The organism is Weissella kandleri, assembly GCF_045504165.1.
GTDB classification, from domain to species: domain Bacteria; phylum Bacillota; class Bacilli; order Lactobacillales; family Lactobacillaceae; genus Weissella; species Weissella kandleri_A.
Genome location: NZ_JBJJNY010000004.1, coordinates 54,650 through 70,740, shown reverse-complemented (window position 1 = coordinate 70,740; position 16,091 = coordinate 54,650). Strand labels below are relative to the sequence as shown.

Below are 16,091 nucleotides of genomic sequence, written 5' to 3'. Positions count from 1 at the left end.
TATGAGTAAACTGGACTTAAACATTGAACCAAACCAATTTAAAACAATTTTAGTTGGGGTTGATGAATCGGAACAAGGTTATTTCGCCTTGGTAAACGCGGTGCATCAAGCGCGTGAAGATGATTCAAAATTAGTGATTGCCACCATTTTAGAAATGGGAGATTTAACGACAATCGAAGCCATGTCATTAACAGCGGTTAAGGCTAAGCGGGCCGAATATGAAGAAAATTTGAAGCGTTATCGTGAGTTTGCACTTTCAAAAGGGGTCAAAGATGTTCAAACCGTCTTTGAAGATGGTTCTAAGGCCGGTGATATTTTAGTGCATGAAATTGCACCCGAAGTTCAAGCGGACTTGATTATCATTGGAGCGCACTCTCGGGAAGGTTTCTGGGATTCATTGGGCTCACAAGCAACTTATGTTTCGCGGCATGCTCGGGTATCAGTAATGGTGGCTCGGCAATTATACCGGCATTAAAAAATTAATTTTATGTTAAAGGCTGAGATTTCAATATCTTGGTCTTTTTTATTGTAATGTATCGATAATAATGGCACTGATGTTTTTGAAATTCATGAATGAATCTCAGAATAACGTGGTTTAGATAGGGCGGAAAATATTTTTCACATAAATCCCTCATTTTATACGTTGACTTTTAATGTGAGACACGTAAAAATAAATGCAGTACGAGATATGACGTTAGGTATCATTCATAAAGGTTCAAAAATTGAAACTTTTGGACAGCTTTATGAATTATATTTAGCTTAACTCAGTTTTTTATTAACCGGTTAAATGAACGTCAACTGAGTGGTAGTGGTACCAAACGATCTGCAGGCATATTTTGAACGTTGTAGAAGGATTGAAGTCATTTGACAATAAAGTGGGGAGATGGGAATGTTAGAGTTTTTGAAAAAACATCGCTTGTACGAACCTGCGACGAGCGATTTAAGTTTGGATGAAGTGAACAGTTCAATTGAAACAGACGGCGCACAAAGTTTTTGGCGGAAGTTGGCTTTGTTTTCGGGGCCGGGAGCGTTAGTGGCCGTCGGTTATATGGATCCAGGTAACTGGGTAACATCGGTTGGTGGAGGAGCGCAATATCATTATATTTTACTTTCGGTAGTATTGTTGTCATCAATTATCGCTATGATTTTACAATATATGGCGGGGAAATTAGGAATTGTTAAGCAAGAAGATTTAGCCCAAGCGACGCGGAAACATACAAGTCAGAAAATGGGAATTGTTTTATGGATTATTACGGAGCTCGCTTTGATGGCCACTGATATTGCAGAGGTCATTGGTGGAGCAATTGCGTTGCACTTATTATTTGGTTGGTCGATGATTTTGTCCGTATTTACTACAGCATTGGATGTGGTTTTGCTCTTATTATTGATGAAATTTGGCTTTCGGAAGATTGAAGCGATTGTTATGACGCTGATTGTCACTATTCTGCTGATTTTTGGATATTTAGTGGTAATCTCTAAGCCAGATTGGGCAGCGACGTTGGTTGGATATGTACCATCTTTAGCGGCTTTTGATAATACACCAAGTACCTTACCAGGCGGTGAATCACGGATGATGATGACACTTGGAATTATTGGAGCGACAGTCATGCCGCACAATCTTTATTTACATTCATCGGTGGCTCAAACACGCAGAGTCAATCGTGATGACCCCAAGGCTTTAAAAGAGGCTGTGCGGTTTATGACCTGGGATTCTAATTTGCAGCTATCAGTAGCCTTTGTGATTAATTCGATGCTTTTGATTTTAGGAGCAGCTCTATTTTTTGGTCATGCCGATCAGGTAGGTGGCTTTGGTGATATGTATAATGCTTTGAAAAATAATCAAATAGCAGGTGCGGTGGCGTCACCGGTCTTATCAACTTTGTTTGCAGTCGCCTTGCTCGCTTCTGGACAAAATTCAACTATTACAGGAACGTTGACGGGTGAAGTGGTGATGCAGGGCTTCTTACATCTGAAAGTTCCACTATGGTTGCGAAGGGTTGTCACACGAGGGCTGGCTTTGTTGCCTGTCCTAGCATTTACCATTATTTACGGTGGAAATGAGCGCAAACTGGATCAGCTTTTAGTGTATTCACAAGTCTTTTTGTCGGTGGCTTTGCCATTTGCGATGGCACCGTTAATCTATTTTACGTCTTCTAAAAAAATTATGGGTGCTGAATTTGTTAACCCGCGTTGGATGGTTATTGTGGCTTGGATCGTTTTTGTGATTTTAACAATTCTAAATATGAAATTAATCGTGGGGATGGTGTTACCAGGCGTGGCTTGAAGATAAATTAGACTTAAGAGGTTAGTACTACGAGGTACTAGCCTTTTTTACGGAATTTATAGACGGTGTTAGGTTTAAATTGGTATAATTGAAAGAAATGAGTTCAGGGAGGCAATAATGGAAAAACCAGAGCTAGTTGTAATTACAGGGATGTCTGGGGCTGGTAAAACAGTTGCAATGCGGGCATTTGAGGATTTAAATTACTTTACCACTGATAATTTGCCAGCGGATATGTTGCCAGCTTATTGGGACCTTTTGTTGCATAAGCCCGAACAAATGAATGCCGCCGTTGTGATTGATTTGCGCTCAGAACAATTATTTACTGATTTAAAGCCAGTTATCCAAAAGATGGAAGACACGAATGAAAATCAAGCGTATCAGTTGCGGATTCTTTTCCTAGAAGCAGATGACGAAGAATTGGTGGCTCGTTATAAAGAAACGAGACGTCATCATCCATTGAGCTTAGGGTCTGGGACGCTTGATGATATCGAACATGAACGGGAAATGCTTGCGGGGATTAAGCGTTTAGCTACCGATGTCGTGAATACGTCTAAGTTTGGTCCTCGGGAATTGCGTAAATATATTTTGACTCACTATGGTGATGCCAAAGCCCAAGCTAATTTGTTTAAAGTTCAAGTTATGAGTTTTGGGTTTAAGTATGGGGTACCATTGGACGCCGATTTAGTGATTGATGTTCGTTTTTTGGATAATCCTTATTATGATATTCATTTACGTGATTTGACGGGGCTAGATCAAGCAGTGGCTGATTATGTCTGGAAGTCAGATGGTGCTGATGAATTTTACCAAAGGGAAGTTGATATTTTAAAGTGGGCTTTACCACGTTATAAAAACGAAGGTAGGTCGACGCTGACGATAGCGTTTGGATGTACGGGCGGACAGCATCGTTCGGTTGCATTTGCGCACCGTTTAGCTCAGGATTTAGCACTAAATTGGCAAGTCTCAGAATATCATCGCGATTTAATGCGCCGTAAAGATAATGGGGTTCGCGTATGAGTGAAGAACAAGGATATTTTGGAGCCTCACCCGTACCTGGAAAAATTGTGGTGATTGGCGGTGGAACAGGTCAATCAGTCTTACTGGGCGGACTCCGGCGATATCCGCTTGATTTAACGGCAATTATTACGGTAGCTGATGATGGCGGGTCCTCTGGGACGCTAAGAGATTATCTTCGAATGGTTCCGCCTGGCGATATCCGTAATGTGTTGGCTGTCTTGTCCAATGCCTCCAAGGATTTCTTGGATCTATTTCAATATCGTTTTTCAAATGATGCGGGTTTTTTCGCACATCATACCATTGGTAATTTGATGATTGCCGCTTTGGCTGAACAAAGTGGTGATATTTCTGAAGCCATTCAAAAATTATCAACTATGATGGGTGTGCAAGGACATGTTTATCCCGTGGTAAATGAGCCATTGAATTTGATTGCTCGATTTAAAGATGGCTCGGTGTTACGGGGCGAAGCGGAAATAACCGCTGCGCATAAGTCAATTGATTATATTTGGGTGGAAAATACCGCCGGAAACTCGCCGTTAGCTGACTCGGAAGTGATTAATTCGATTTTAGGTGCGGATGTAGTTGTATTAGGTCCTGGCTCGTTATACACTAGTATTTTACCGAATATTAGCATTCCTAATGTGGCAGCGGCTTTGCGTGTCACGCAGGCAAAGATTGTTTATATTTCTAACATTATGACGCAAAAGGGCGAGACGGATGATTTCTCTGACAGCGATCATGTTAAGGTCATTAATCGCCAACTGGGTAAGCAAGCGATTAATGCAGTGATTATGAACACGGGTGAAGTACCAGAAGATTATATCGATTGGCAGCGTTGGAATGAAATTTCGCATCAGGTTAAATCAGATCCAGATGAGGTGCGCAAATTAGGTGCGGTACCAATTATGGGTGATTTGATGGATTTGCGTGATGATGGAGTCTTTCATGATGCCAATAAATTGGCTGATTTATTGTATCAAATTGAAGAAGATGCACGAAATAATGGTTAGAATTTAGAGGGGTACAAGATAAGATGTCGTTTGCAAGTGATGTAAAAAAAGAATTAACGATGCTTGAAATCACGAAAGCGACAAATGCAAAGGCAGAGTTGTCAGCCTTGATTCGAATGAACGGGGCGCTAGGTTTAAGCAATATGCAATGGACCTTAAGTGTACAGACGGAAAATGCGGCGACGGCACGGCGCATTTTATCTTTACTGCAAAAGTTCTATGATGTTGTGGCTGAAATTTCAGTACGCCGTCAGATGAAATTAAAGAAGAATAATTTATATGTAGTGCATATTAATCAAGATGTTAATGCGTTGTTAAATGATTTACATATTTTTGAAAATGGTGAAATCACGACTACGGTTGATGTGAGCTGGTTAGCAGACGAGGGGATGATTCGTTCATATTTACGGGGAGCATTTTTGGCTGCCGGTTCTGTAAATAATCCTGAAACTTCGCGGTATCATTTAGAAATTTATTCTTTGTATGAAGAGCAAGCACGACAAATTGCTGAATTAATTGATGAATTTAAATTAAAGCCTAAAATTGTCGAGCGCCGTTCAGGATATATCGTTTATTTAAAGGAAGCAGACAAAATTGTTGACCTTTTGAATCTGATGGGCGCGACGATGGCGATGCTGAAATTTGAAGATATTCGAGTGATGCGTGACATGCGTAATTCGGTGAATCGCTTAGTCAATGCGGAGAATGCTAATATTGATAAAACTGTGAGTGCTAGTCAAAAACAAGTACAGGATATTGAGTTTTTGGATGAAGAATTGGGCTTAGACCGTTTGCCACCTAAATTGCGTGAAATTGCGGAAATTCGTTTAGCTCATCGTGATGATCCTTTATCAGAACTTGGTCAATATGTAAAATCCGGTACGATTACTAAATCTGGGGTAAATCATCGCTTAAGAAAGCTTTCAACCTTAGCTGAAACTTTACGAGCGGGTGGTCAATTACCTAAAGATATAAAATAGTTTGACCTAATCTAAGATAAAATATAGAATATAGGTTACATAATTTAGGAGGCAATTTAAGAATGAATCCAATTCCATATGTTATTGAACAATCTGCCCGCGGGGAGCGGTCATATGATATTTATTCACGTTTGTTAATCGATCGAATTATTATGCTGACAGGTGAAATTAATTCGGCGATGGCAGCGACTATTAAAGCACAACTCTTATTCTTGGATGCCCAGGACCCAGATAAGGATATCTATATGTATATTGATTCACCCGGCGGTGAAGTTTTGGCTGGAATGTCAATTTATGACACGATGAACTTTGTGCACGCCGATGTTCAAACTATCGTGGTTGGATTGGCTGCCTCAATGGCATCAATCTTGGCCTCTTCTGGTGCGCGTGGTAAGCGTTTCATGTTGCCTAATTCTGAATTCTTAATTCACCAGCCAATGGGCGGAACGCAAGGACAAGAAACTGAGATGAAGATTGCTTATGAGCAAATTTTTAAGACTCGGAAGCGTTTGGCACAAGTTTTGGCTGATAATTCTGGTCAATCTTTGGAGCGTGTTAATGAGGATATCGAGCGGGACCACTGGCTAGATGCCGATGAATCGCTTGAGTATGGATTGATTGATAAGATTTTAACCAAATCAAGTGATCGATAAAAACTAGGGAGAGCTGCGGTCAGGGTATGGCTGCGCTCTTTTCTTATAATAATGGAAGTGAGGGAGCGATGAGACAGTATAAAGTTATGGCAGAGCCGGATAATGGGGAACATCTTTTAATTGTCGCAAGTGATCAACCACAACAACCATTAACGTGGGGACAATTAGGACGATTATTGAAAAACAATCAAGTATATCAAGTTTTGTTAGATCAAAATCGGGGTGCTTTTGAGTCGTCCACATATCAAGATGTTTATGTTGGTTTACGTCGTTTGGAAGATGCAAAGGTGTTGTTGGCGATTTTAAATGATTTGGATGTAGAATAGCTATTTTTAAAAGGCTACTTAGGATTATGGGAGTTTGAATAATGGCATTGAATTTAGGCGTAATTCACCATATTGCGTTGAATGCTTCAAATTATGAGGCTACGCGGCATTTTTATGTCGATTTATTAGGCTTTAAGGTGGTTCGAAAAACTGTTCGTGCGAATAAACACGATGTAAAGTTAGATTTGCAGATGGGCAAACAGGAATTAGAAATTTTTATTTCCGATAATTTTCCTAAGCGTCCTAGCTATCCCGAAGCGTTGGGTCTACGACATTTAGCGTTTAAAGTCGACAGCTTAGCTGATGTTTTGCAAGAATTTGATCGGCTCGGAATTAAGTATGAGCCAGTTCGCTTGGATGACATAACGCAACGGCCGATGACTTTTTTCTTTGACCCCGATAAGCAACCATTGGAGTTGCACGAATAGGGTTAGATTGTTTTGGTATAAAAAACTTGAAACAAAAAATTAATCAGTGTATAATTAAGTACATTGATTGGGTATTAGCCAAGCGGTAAGGCACTAGTTTCTGGTACTAGCATGCGCTGGTTCGAATCCAGCATACCCAGTTAAATGGCTGTATATAGTCATTCATAGGTGTTAAAACATAACTTGCACCCGTTTTAACCGTCGTAAGTACTATTAGGGATAACTTGATTGTGAGTGCACATGGAAAATTAAGTTTTTGCCTATTGGCATGTTCGCCTTAACTAATTGTTAAGGCGATTTTTTATTAAATTTTTTATGAAATTATGTATTATTAAAAATGTAAGACAATAAACGAGGTATTTATTTATGAATAAAGGTAGAGTAGAAGCATTTACTGATGCTATTATTGCCATTATTGCAACTATTATGGTGTTAGAATTTAAGACACCAGAAACTTATAAATTGGAAGGAATTATAAGAGAACTTCCATATTTATTTTCTTATGCTATTAGTTTTTTTTACATACTAGTCGCATGGTATAACCATCATTATATGTTTGCAGTTGCAGAACGTATTTCGAAAAAAATTTATTGGATAAATAATTTTTGGTTATTTTCGATGTCGTTGATTCCTGTGTCTACAGCATGGGTTGGAGAATTTTTTGATAAGACTGTACCGGAACTATTTTACTTTTTTATATTTTTAGTTTGGTCAATTGCATATGTTTGGTTATCCCACGAAATAGCAAATGAACTAGATATTAGCAATCCAGATAAAGCGCTAAAAATTAGGAATATGTCAGCGCATAGATTAATAAGTAATAAGTATTTATTGTTAGGGCTGATAATATCTGCTTTATTAACATTTGTCTATCCACCAATTATGATTATTGCGACGGCAATTGAGTTGATTACTATGGCGATTTCTACGCCTGCTGATGGGGATAAAATATTTTAAAAAATGAAAGTTGGTCGTTAATTTGGTGGACCCAAAAGTTAAAGTAATTGGCTTTTTGAGTAATCATATTTACAAATTATTAATGAGCATATTTTCTTGATTATGAAATTTATAAAAAAGTACCGCTCGAAATATCCGTATATCAACGTTTGGAGTAGAAAAGCCATTTTAGTAAAATTAGCCACGTATTCCTAGTATGAATCAAGCATTATTGTTTATGACCTTGATTTTTATGATTTTAATTGTTAAGGTTATTTGTTTTGGTTGGCTAAGGGAGTAACGAATAATGGTGTGATGGATCTATGTGTATCCTGTAAAGATTTTAAAATGACGGGCAAGAACACTTTATATTACTAATGAAAGCATGTTACAATTAATTTAAATAATTTTAGACGGTTGAGCGGAAGCTTCAAGAATTGTTAGTCGGGGAACTAACCATTTTTGGAGCTTTTTTAAATGTTAGGAGAAAGAATGGAATATCTATTAATTTTGCTATTAGTAATTGTGACGATTGTATTAGGGAAGATTGGGACGCGCTTTGGCTTATCTGAAGTGGTTGGACAGCTATTATCGGGGATTCTGTTGGGCGCCAGTTTGTTGAATGTGGTGCAGCCTACGCATCTGATTCATATCATTGCTGATACAGGTGTTTTTTTGTTAATGTTAAATTCCGGGCTAGAATCGGATTTAAAAGAAATGAAAAAGTATATTAAAGCATCTTCTTTTATCGCAGGAATGGGAGTTTTGCTGCCCGTCATTGTTTTCCCAATTACATTTTTATTGCTTGGGTATAGTATGCAAGTTGCAATGTTTTCAGGGGTGGTTTTCTCGGCTACGTCAATTTCAATTACTTTAGCTGTGTTAGCTGAACAAAGAAAATTAGCGACACCGATGGGAGCAATTATTATATCAGCAGCGGTGCTGGATGATATTATCGCTTTGTTCGCTGTGACTCTCTTTTCAATTTTTATCGGGGGTGGAAGCTTGGGTATTAATAGCTTATTACCATTAATTGCCTTCGCCTTAGGAATCTTACTGAGAAGATTTGATGTTTCTGAAAAAATTGGTTCAATTAGTACTAAGTTGGGAAATTGGTTTTTTTATCCAGTATTTTTTGGCTCAATTGGGCTGGAAGTGGCAGTGCAAGGATTAGGTCATAAAATATTACCGATTATCATTTTTAGTGTTTTGGCGGTTATTACCAAATATTATGGCTCGTATATTGGTGCTAGATTATCTGATTTGGGTGCCAATATATCGCATGCCGTTGGTGCGGGGATGATTTCACGAGGGGAAATGGCTTTGGTGATTATTCAAATCGGGATTTCATCAAATATCATAAATGATGATACATCATCAGAATTTATAGTGGCGGTCATTATTACTACAATAGTTGCGCCAATTATTATGAAGCCTTTATTCAAAAAGGTTTAATGGACGAATGTGCATGAGTACGATTTTAATCAGATAAATTATTTTTCATCGACAAGTAAACACATTAGTTGGATTAATCTAACTAATGTGTTTTATGCTTTTAAGAGCTGGTTAGTATCAAGAAGTTACTAAGTAATTCCTTCTGAGGGAAGGATTGTTCTTTACTAACTGTCTAAGACGCCGAAGAATTAGAAATTATCAGGTAAAAATTCTGATAAAATCTGTTTGTCATTTTCGGTAGTCTAGACGATTTTCGAACGTTTATCGATCGAGTTATTTTTAAGAAAAGAATTGGTCTTGGACGGACTATATTTAATCTCAAGCGGTTATCAAATTGGATTTAATTAATTAAAATATTTTTTAAGGTGGTAAACGATAACACTTGACCCAATCTTTCAGGGTATAATAAAAAATATATATAGTGGGTTGCTTGAATGACGTTGTAATTAACGATTAGAATAATTCGTTAATCAGCAAGGGTGGATATGATATGGGAAAATATAATAAAGCAAGTGTGTTTGTGACTGTGTTTGGTGTATTGATTTTGCTTTTAATAATTTGGATGAATATGACTGGTTATCATGGGACTTTTTATCTATATATGTCGAAGGGTTTACGGAATGGGCTAGGTAGTGGTAATTATAGTCCGTTTGTTTTATATACAGTAGCCTGTCTTGATTTGACGCTTTTAACCGGACATACGATGAGTTATGCCGATTTGAAACAATTGGTTGGTGCATCTGTCTACCGAATTTTGATTTTTAGTGTCGTTTTAATAACTTTAAACGTGATTGCTTATTTTGCGCTGAAAGATATAGTAGACTTTTATCAATTTTTCCAAATTTATCATTTTTCGGAATGGAATATACCGGATTAACGGAACATGCGGGAGTATATTGATGCGTAATTTGGTTTATCGAATATAGCGCAAGATCAAGATGGGAAAATAAAGTGTCGGGTCGGCGCAGTTTATTTTTTGACAGCTAAGGGGTCTTATTATTTAGTGTTGCTGGGAAATACTGATATGACGAGCTTTTGATAGGAACTTAATAAACGCATGTGAAAGTTTTAGATGAGGAATAACAATATAAGCAAGAGGTTGGTTATCAAGCATACGGATGCCTTCGTCACTTTATAAAAAGTATGTCAACGTTGTTAGAAATTATCAAAAGTTAAAGGGTTGGATTGATGAAGGCGGTACTGTTACAGTGAATTTGATTGGAAACACTCGGTGACTATCCGGCACATGAACGCTTTTATAGACAATATTGGCGTGTGGTGTTCATGATTTTGGGTTTTAGTTTATTATTCTTCTCCCTATTTGATCCCCATTTGAGGATTTAATTTATTATCAAGCATATTAAGCAGACTTCGCTAATAATAGGCTTAAGAATAATTAGATATCGCTCTTTAGAATGTCTTTTTTATTTATAAAAGATTTAAAGTAAAGTTATTAGACAAGTGATTTAAAGTGCGTTAAAATATAGGTAGGTTAGAATGATTCTAAAATACAAAAGACAAAGGAGTTTCTCATGGATGCAAAGTTAGCGCAAGATGTTTGGAAAGATCCCGGATTAAATGTTTCGTTTGTGGTTTTAAATTTAAAGGATTTGGCGCGCGATGAACTGCAAGCAGCGGTGGCTGAATTTGCTGATCGTTCGCAAGCGATTATTCGATCAATGCGAATTCGTAACCCACAAGACCAGCTACAAGTGACAATTGGTTTTAGTAATCACGCTTGGGATATTTTGTTCCCTGATGCAAAAAGGCCAAAGGAGCTTGAAACATACCAAACGCTAGCTAGTGACCAATATGTTATGCCAGCTACGGCGGGAGATATTTTCTTACATGTCCGAGCTGCATCAGAAGCGGTTGTTTACGAGATTGTGCGCCAGTTTATGATCTTTTTGCGGCCGATTACGGATGTATTTGATGAGACTAAAGGCTTCCGCTTTTTGGAAGGTCGCTCGATTATTGGCTTTATGGACGGGACGGAGGCTCCCGCACTAGATGATGCGGCTGATTATGCCATTATTGGCGATGAAGATCCCGAATTTGAAAACGGGTCGTATGCCTTTGCGCAAAAATGGACACATAATATGGACTTTTGGGAACGCCTAGGAGTTAATGATCAAGAAAAAGCAGTTGGTCGGCATAAATTTGATGACTTAGAGTTGGAAGATGATGAAAAATTTCATAATGCGCATAATGTGGCTTCTAAATTAGAAGTGGACGGCATCGAACAAAAAATTATTCGAATGAATGTTCCTTTTTCAAATCCGGCATCGCAACATACTGGAACATACTTTATTGGGTATGCTCGGCACTGGACGGTAACGAAAGGGATGTTGGAACAAATGCTGGAACAAGGTGATTATTTATTAACTTTTTCTGAAATTACAACAGGTCAATTGTTCTTTATTCCAGCGCGACCTTTATTGGAACGTATTGCGGCTGGAGAGCTATTTTAGTTGAGGTAGCAGCTATGGAATTAAAAGTCGAAAAGCTTGGAGTGAGCTTTGAGCAAGTGGTGTTTCAAAACCTTAATTTTGAGTTCAATGCTGGTGATTGGGTCACAATTGTTGGCAAATCGGGGACGGGTAAAAGTGTCTTTTTGAAAAGTTTAGCGCGCTTGATGGATGTGACTAGTGGACACATTATATTTAATGGAGAAGATATTCAGGAACTAGCGATTGGAACCTATCGCCAGCAAGTTTCATATGCGGTGCAATCAGCGAGTTTGTTTGGTAAAACGGTACGGGATAATTTGGATTTTCCGTTTATTGTCCGCGACCAACCGATTGATGTGCAAAAACAACAAGCTGGCTTGCAGCAGATGGATTTACCGGTCGCCTACTTGGATCATCCTATTACGGAGTTGTCAGGTGGACAACGACAACGAGTGGGAGTATTGAGAAACTTGCTATTTCCTCCAGAAGTTTTGTTGTTGGACGAAATTTCGGCTGGATTAGATGCTGAAACGAAGCAGTTAATTTGGCAGGGAATTCAAACGATGCATCAAACGGAAGGTAACATTGTTTTGTCAGTGACGCATGATGCCGAGGAAATGGCTGAGGCACGTGATCTGATTGAGTTTGGAACGGAAATAAAGCGGGTGAAGAAATGAACGTGAATGTAGATAATGGCTCATTAGCTTTAGCGTTTAGTTTAGTGTTAGTCTCATTATTTATTAGTTATAAACAAAAATTGCATTTAGAGCATGAAACAATTGTTGCAGTGGTCCGGGCAGTAATCCAATTGATTATTGTCGGCTATCTTCTGATGGCTATTTTTAAAGTTGATAATTGGATTGTGACTTTAATGATGCAACTATTCATTGTTTTTAACGCGGCTTGGAATGGTAAAAAGCGTGGAGGCGGGATTGAACACGCGTTTGGGATTGCTTGGACGGGCTTAATGCTGTCAACGTTTATAACGATGGGCGTTTTAGTAGTGACTGGGGTGATCAAAATGGAGCCGTTCCAACTCATTCCAGTGACTGGAATGGTAGCTGGAAATTCTATGACAGCGGTCGGGTTGGTTTACCGGAGCTTGAAGCAACAATTTAATGATCAACAAGCTCAAATTTTTGAACGATTAGCATTAGGGGGAACCCCGAAACAAGCGGCGGGCGATATTTTCCGAGAGGCAATCCGGACGGGGATGCAGCCCACGATTGACTCGGTAAAAACTTATGGGATTGTTTCACTGCCTGGGATGATGTCTGGATTGATTATGGCCGGTGTTTCGCCAATTAGCGCGATTAAATATCAAATTATGGTAGTCTTCATGTTGCTTTCCGCTACTGGAATTGCTTCTGTCTGGGCTTCGTATTTAGCTTATCGTGGATTCTTTAATCGTAGTTGGCAATTGCAACTTCCTGAAGATGAGACAATTAATTAAAAGTGAATTAGTTGACATTATATTAGTTTTAAATTAATATATAGATTGTGCTTACATGAGGATATTCATTATTTGTTGATTTCACGGTGAGGAGCGCAAATGATAGAGAATTCATTTGAAAAGAGATGACTGCGAGCGTCCCTTGGTACTGAATCCTTTATTTAAAATGGATACTAAGTTGTTTCACAATCGTGTGTGTTGTAAAATGAATGCGTTAGATTAATTTTAATGACCTTTGGTGATTTCTGAGGAGCTTTCAGCATTTATTGGGGCTAGCTCTTGACATTTATATAAAAATCATGTAAATTAGAACAGTTGAAAATAATCGATTATTAATTCATGCTGCCTCCTCAATTTAGGCTTGGTAGCGTTAAAAAGGAGGATTAAATTATGGCAGTTCCAACACATAAGACTTCAAAGGCTAAGAAGCGTTCACGTCGTGGAGGACGCGGAGGTATCAACACCCCTGCAATCCACATGAACGAAAATGGTGTTTATGTACTTAATCACCACGTTGCCACTGATGGAACTTATAAGGGTAAGCAAGTTACCGAAAATAAGTAATTAAAGAAAAAGCGTCTGGTTTATTTATTAAATCAGGGGCTTTTTTTATTTGTTTTAAATTATGAGGTCAGTGATTTGTGATATAAAATAGATACGACGAAGCTGTCTGTGTTTATTTTTATCAGGCTGACGGTTAATGTATGTAATCAAGACGGACGTTGATATCCGTTTGGAGTTGATTTAAGCATAAATAATACTTCATTTAAACGTAATACCGACTTTTTATTAAAAAAATCTAATTTAAGCTTGCACTCTAGTCGATAGAGTGCTAATATATAGATAAGGTTAAAGAAGAGCAGATGTTAAAGCGAGCTTGGATTAACTGGCTATGAAGATAAACTTAAATAAAATGGAGGATACTAATTATGGCAAATTATGATTCATTTGGGTTCTCGAATTTTGATGATATTTTTAATGCAATGAATAAAGATTTAAATGCACAGCGACGGGCACAAATGCAACGAGCTGCGCAACAGGCTCAACGACAAAGTGGTCTACAAAACGGCGAACGCCAAAAAGATGGTGAAAGCTTATTGGAACAATTCGGAATTAATATGACCGAAATTGCTCGAAAGGGTAAGTATGATCCAGTGATTGGTCGTGATGAAGAATTAAATCGAGTTATTGAGATCTTGAATCGTCGGACAAAGAATAATCCGGTGTTAATTGGTGAAGCTGGAGTTGGAAAGACTGCGGTGGTTGAAGGTTTAGCACAGGCCATTGTTGATGGTCAAGTGCCTGCCAAGTTGCAAGGTAAAGAAATCATTCGTTTGGACGTTGTTTCAATGGTTCAAGGAACTGGGGTTCGTGGACAATTCGAAGAGCGGATGCAACAATTGATGGATGAGGTTTCTAAGCGAGATGATGTCATTCTCTTTATTGATGAGATTCATGAGATTATGGGAGCTGGAACAGCTGGTGAGGGTAGCATGGATGCTGGAAACATTTTAAAGCCGGCGCTAGCCCGTGGTGAATTCCAGTTGATTGGTGCGACAACTTTAAATGAATACCGTCGGATTGAAAAGGATGCTGCGATTGCTCGTCGCTTCCAAACGGTACAAGTTAACGAGCCTAGCAAGGAAGAAGCTCTTGATATTTTGAAGGGGATCCGGGGACGTTATGAAGACTATCATCATGTTAAGTATACTGATGATGCTTTGAAGGCGGCGGTTGACCTTTCAGATCACTACATTCCTGAACGTTTCTTGCCAGACAAGGCCATTGATTTAATGGACGAAGCTGGTTCAAAGAAAAACTTGACGATTAAGGTTGATGATCCAAAGAAGTTGGAAAATCAGATTAGTTACGCTGATAATATGAAGCAAAAATCGATTGATGATGAAGATTTTGAGAAAGCGGGTTATTGGAAGGATCAAGTTGAACAATTGAATCGGCAAAAGCAAGCGGCTTTGAATTCACAACCAGTTAGCGGTGGTGATCAAGTAATTGATGTGGCTGACATTGAAAAGATTGTTGAAGCTAAGACTGATATTCCGGTTGGTGACTTACAAAATGCGGAACAAAAGCAATTGAAGAACTTAGCTACTAACCTGGCAAATCATGTGATTGGTCAAGATGAAGCTACGCAAAAGGTTGCCCAAGCGATTCGGCGTAATCGGGTTGGTTTCAATAAGTCAAATCGACCAATTGGTAGTTTCTTGTTTGTCGGACCAACCGGAGTTGGAAAGACGGAAACGGCTAAGCAATTGGCTAAAGAACTCTTTGGAACAGAAGACAGCATGATTCGCTTTGATATGTCGGAATACATAGAAAAGCATAGTGTTTCAAAGTTGATTGGGGCACCGGCAGGTTATGTTGGTTATGAAGAGGCTGGGCAATTGACTGAAGCAGTTCGGCGTCGTCCTTATTCATTGATTTTGTTGGATGAGGTTGAAAAAGCACACCCAGATGTCATGAATATGTTCTTACAAATCTTGGATGATGGTCGTTTGACGGATGCTCAAGGACATACCGTATCATTTAAAGACGCCATTATCATTATGACATCTAACGCTGGAACTAAGATGACAGAGGCCAACAATCAAAATGAAGATAAAGCAAGCTTGATGGAACGTTTAGCACCATTCTTTAAGCCAGAATTTTTAAATCGATTTGATGCGATTGTTGAATTTAATGCTTTGACGAAGGATGATTTGCTGAAGATTGTTGACTTGATGTTAGCTGATATGCAACAAACGATTGCGCCAACTGGTTTAACAATTACTGTGAGTCAAGCTGTTAAGAATAAGTTAGTTGATTTGGGGTATGACCCAGCTATGGGTGCACGGCCTTTGCGGCGTATTATACAAGATCAGCTTGAAGATCAAATCGCTGACTTCTATTTGGATAATCCTGATGTTAAGGAATTAGCGGCTGAGATGGTTGATGATAAAATTGTTGTGCAAGCAGCTACCGAGTAATTTTTAAAATTTAGCGCGTTTAAATCAAAATTAAAAAAGCATATGCATAATCAATTCGCGGGAAGATGAATTTCGCATGAGGTTGATGTGGATATGCTTTTTTTGTATCTGAAATGGC

At 38.5% G+C, this 16,091-nt stretch carries 16 protein-coding genes and 1 tRNA gene; all 17 read left to right on the top strand.

Annotated features, from left to right (window positions below):
• Position 1 precedes the first annotated feature (1 nt).
• The 17 genes from ACJQWY_RS03355 to ACJQWY_RS03275 all read left to right on the top strand — a co-directional run bounded on the left by ACJQWY_RS03355 (position 2) and on the right by ACJQWY_RS03275 (position 15,973).
• Positions 2–475: a universal stress protein gene (locus tag ACJQWY_RS03355; RefSeq protein WP_407076342.1), complete on the top strand. Its 474-nt coding sequence runs from the start codon at positions 2–4 to the stop codon at positions 473–475.
• 414 nt (positions 476–889) lie between these two features.
• Positions 890–2,284 (top strand): Nramp family divalent metal transporter, encoded by a 1,395-nt coding sequence (locus ACJQWY_RS03350; RefSeq protein WP_407076341.1) that lies wholly within the window; start codon positions 890–892, stop codon positions 2,282–2,284.
• A 117-nt stretch (positions 2,285–2,401) separates the two neighbouring features.
• Complete coding sequence (gene rapZ, locus ACJQWY_RS03345) at positions 2,402–3,298, top strand: RNase adapter RapZ (protein WP_407076340.1); 897 nt, start codon at positions 2,402–2,404, stop codon at positions 3,296–3,298.
• Positions 3,295–4,308 (top strand): gluconeogenesis factor YvcK family protein, encoded by a 1,014-nt coding sequence (locus tag ACJQWY_RS03340; RefSeq protein WP_407076339.1) that lies wholly within the window; start codon positions 3,295–3,297, stop codon positions 4,306–4,308. Before rapZ ends, ACJQWY_RS03340 begins: the two co-directional genes overlap by 4 nt.
• Positions 4,309–4,331: 23 nt before the next feature.
• Positions 4,332–5,288 carry a DNA-binding protein WhiA gene (gene whiA, locus ACJQWY_RS03335; RefSeq protein ID WP_407076338.1) on the top strand — a complete coding sequence of 319 codons (957 nt, stop codon included), beginning with the start codon at positions 4,332–4,334 and terminating at the stop codon, positions 5,286–5,288.
• Between the two features lie 62 nt (positions 5,289–5,350).
• A complete protein-coding gene (locus ACJQWY_RS03330; RefSeq protein ID WP_407076337.1) occupies positions 5,351–5,941 on the top strand; it encodes an ATP-dependent Clp protease proteolytic subunit in 591 nt (196 codons plus the stop codon).
• Between the two features lie 68 nt (positions 5,942–6,009).
• The gene (locus ACJQWY_RS03325) at positions 6,010–6,267 is read left to right on the top strand and encodes a hypothetical protein (RefSeq protein WP_407076336.1); all 258 of its coding nucleotides are present in this window, start codon (positions 6,010–6,012) and stop codon (positions 6,265–6,267) included.
• Between the two features lie 41 nt (positions 6,268–6,308).
• Positions 6,309–6,695, top strand: coding sequence for an SMU1112c/YaeR family gloxylase I-like metalloprotein (gene gloA2, locus ACJQWY_RS03320; protein WP_407076335.1), 387 nt, complete (start codon positions 6,309–6,311; stop codon positions 6,693–6,695).
• 68 nt (positions 6,696–6,763) lie between these two features.
• A tRNA-Gln gene (locus ACJQWY_RS03315) sits at positions 6,764–6,835 on the top strand.
• A 226-nt stretch (positions 6,836–7,061) separates the two neighbouring features.
• Positions 7,062–7,652 (top strand): TMEM175 family protein, encoded by a 591-nt coding sequence (locus ACJQWY_RS03310; protein WP_407076334.1) that lies wholly within the window; start codon positions 7,062–7,064, stop codon positions 7,650–7,652.
• Between the two features lie 471 nt (positions 7,653–8,123).
• Positions 8,124–9,086: a cation:proton antiporter gene (locus tag ACJQWY_RS03305; RefSeq protein WP_407076377.1), complete on the top strand. Its 963-nt coding sequence runs from the start codon at positions 8,124–8,126 to the stop codon at positions 9,084–9,086.
• A gap of 490 nt (positions 9,087–9,576) precedes the next feature.
• The gene (locus ACJQWY_RS03300; protein ID WP_407076333.1) at positions 9,577–9,963 is read left to right on the top strand and encodes a hypothetical protein; all 387 of its coding nucleotides are present in this window, start codon (positions 9,577–9,579) and stop codon (positions 9,961–9,963) included.
• A gap of 655 nt (positions 9,964–10,618) precedes the next feature.
• On the top strand, positions 10,619–11,557 hold the full coding sequence (locus tag ACJQWY_RS03295) for a Dyp-type peroxidase (RefSeq protein ID WP_407076332.1): 939 nt from the start codon (positions 10,619–10,621) through the stop codon (positions 11,555–11,557).
• A 14-nt stretch (positions 11,558–11,571) separates the two neighbouring features.
• Positions 11,572–12,213, top strand: a complete 642-nt coding sequence (locus tag ACJQWY_RS03290) for an ABC transporter ATP-binding protein (RefSeq protein ID WP_407076331.1) — start codon at positions 11,572–11,574, stop codon at positions 12,211–12,213.
• Positions 12,210–12,989 carry an ABC transporter permease gene (locus ACJQWY_RS03285; RefSeq protein ID WP_407076330.1) on the top strand — a complete coding sequence of 260 codons (780 nt, stop codon included), beginning with the start codon at positions 12,210–12,212 and terminating at the stop codon, positions 12,987–12,989. The genes ACJQWY_RS03290 and ACJQWY_RS03285 overlap by 4 nt, the downstream gene beginning before the upstream one ends.
• Before the next feature lie 390 nt (positions 12,990–13,379).
• Entirely contained in the window at positions 13,380–13,553 is a 174-nt protein-coding gene (gene rpmF / locus ACJQWY_RS03280) for a 50S ribosomal protein L32 (RefSeq protein ID WP_407076329.1), read from the top strand.
• A gap of 365 nt (positions 13,554–13,918) precedes the next feature.
• On the top strand, positions 13,919–15,973 hold the full coding sequence (locus ACJQWY_RS03275; protein WP_407076328.1) for an ATP-dependent Clp protease ATP-binding subunit: 2,055 nt from the start codon (positions 13,919–13,921) through the stop codon (positions 15,971–15,973).
• The last annotated feature ends 118 nt before the right edge of the window (positions 15,974–16,091 follow it).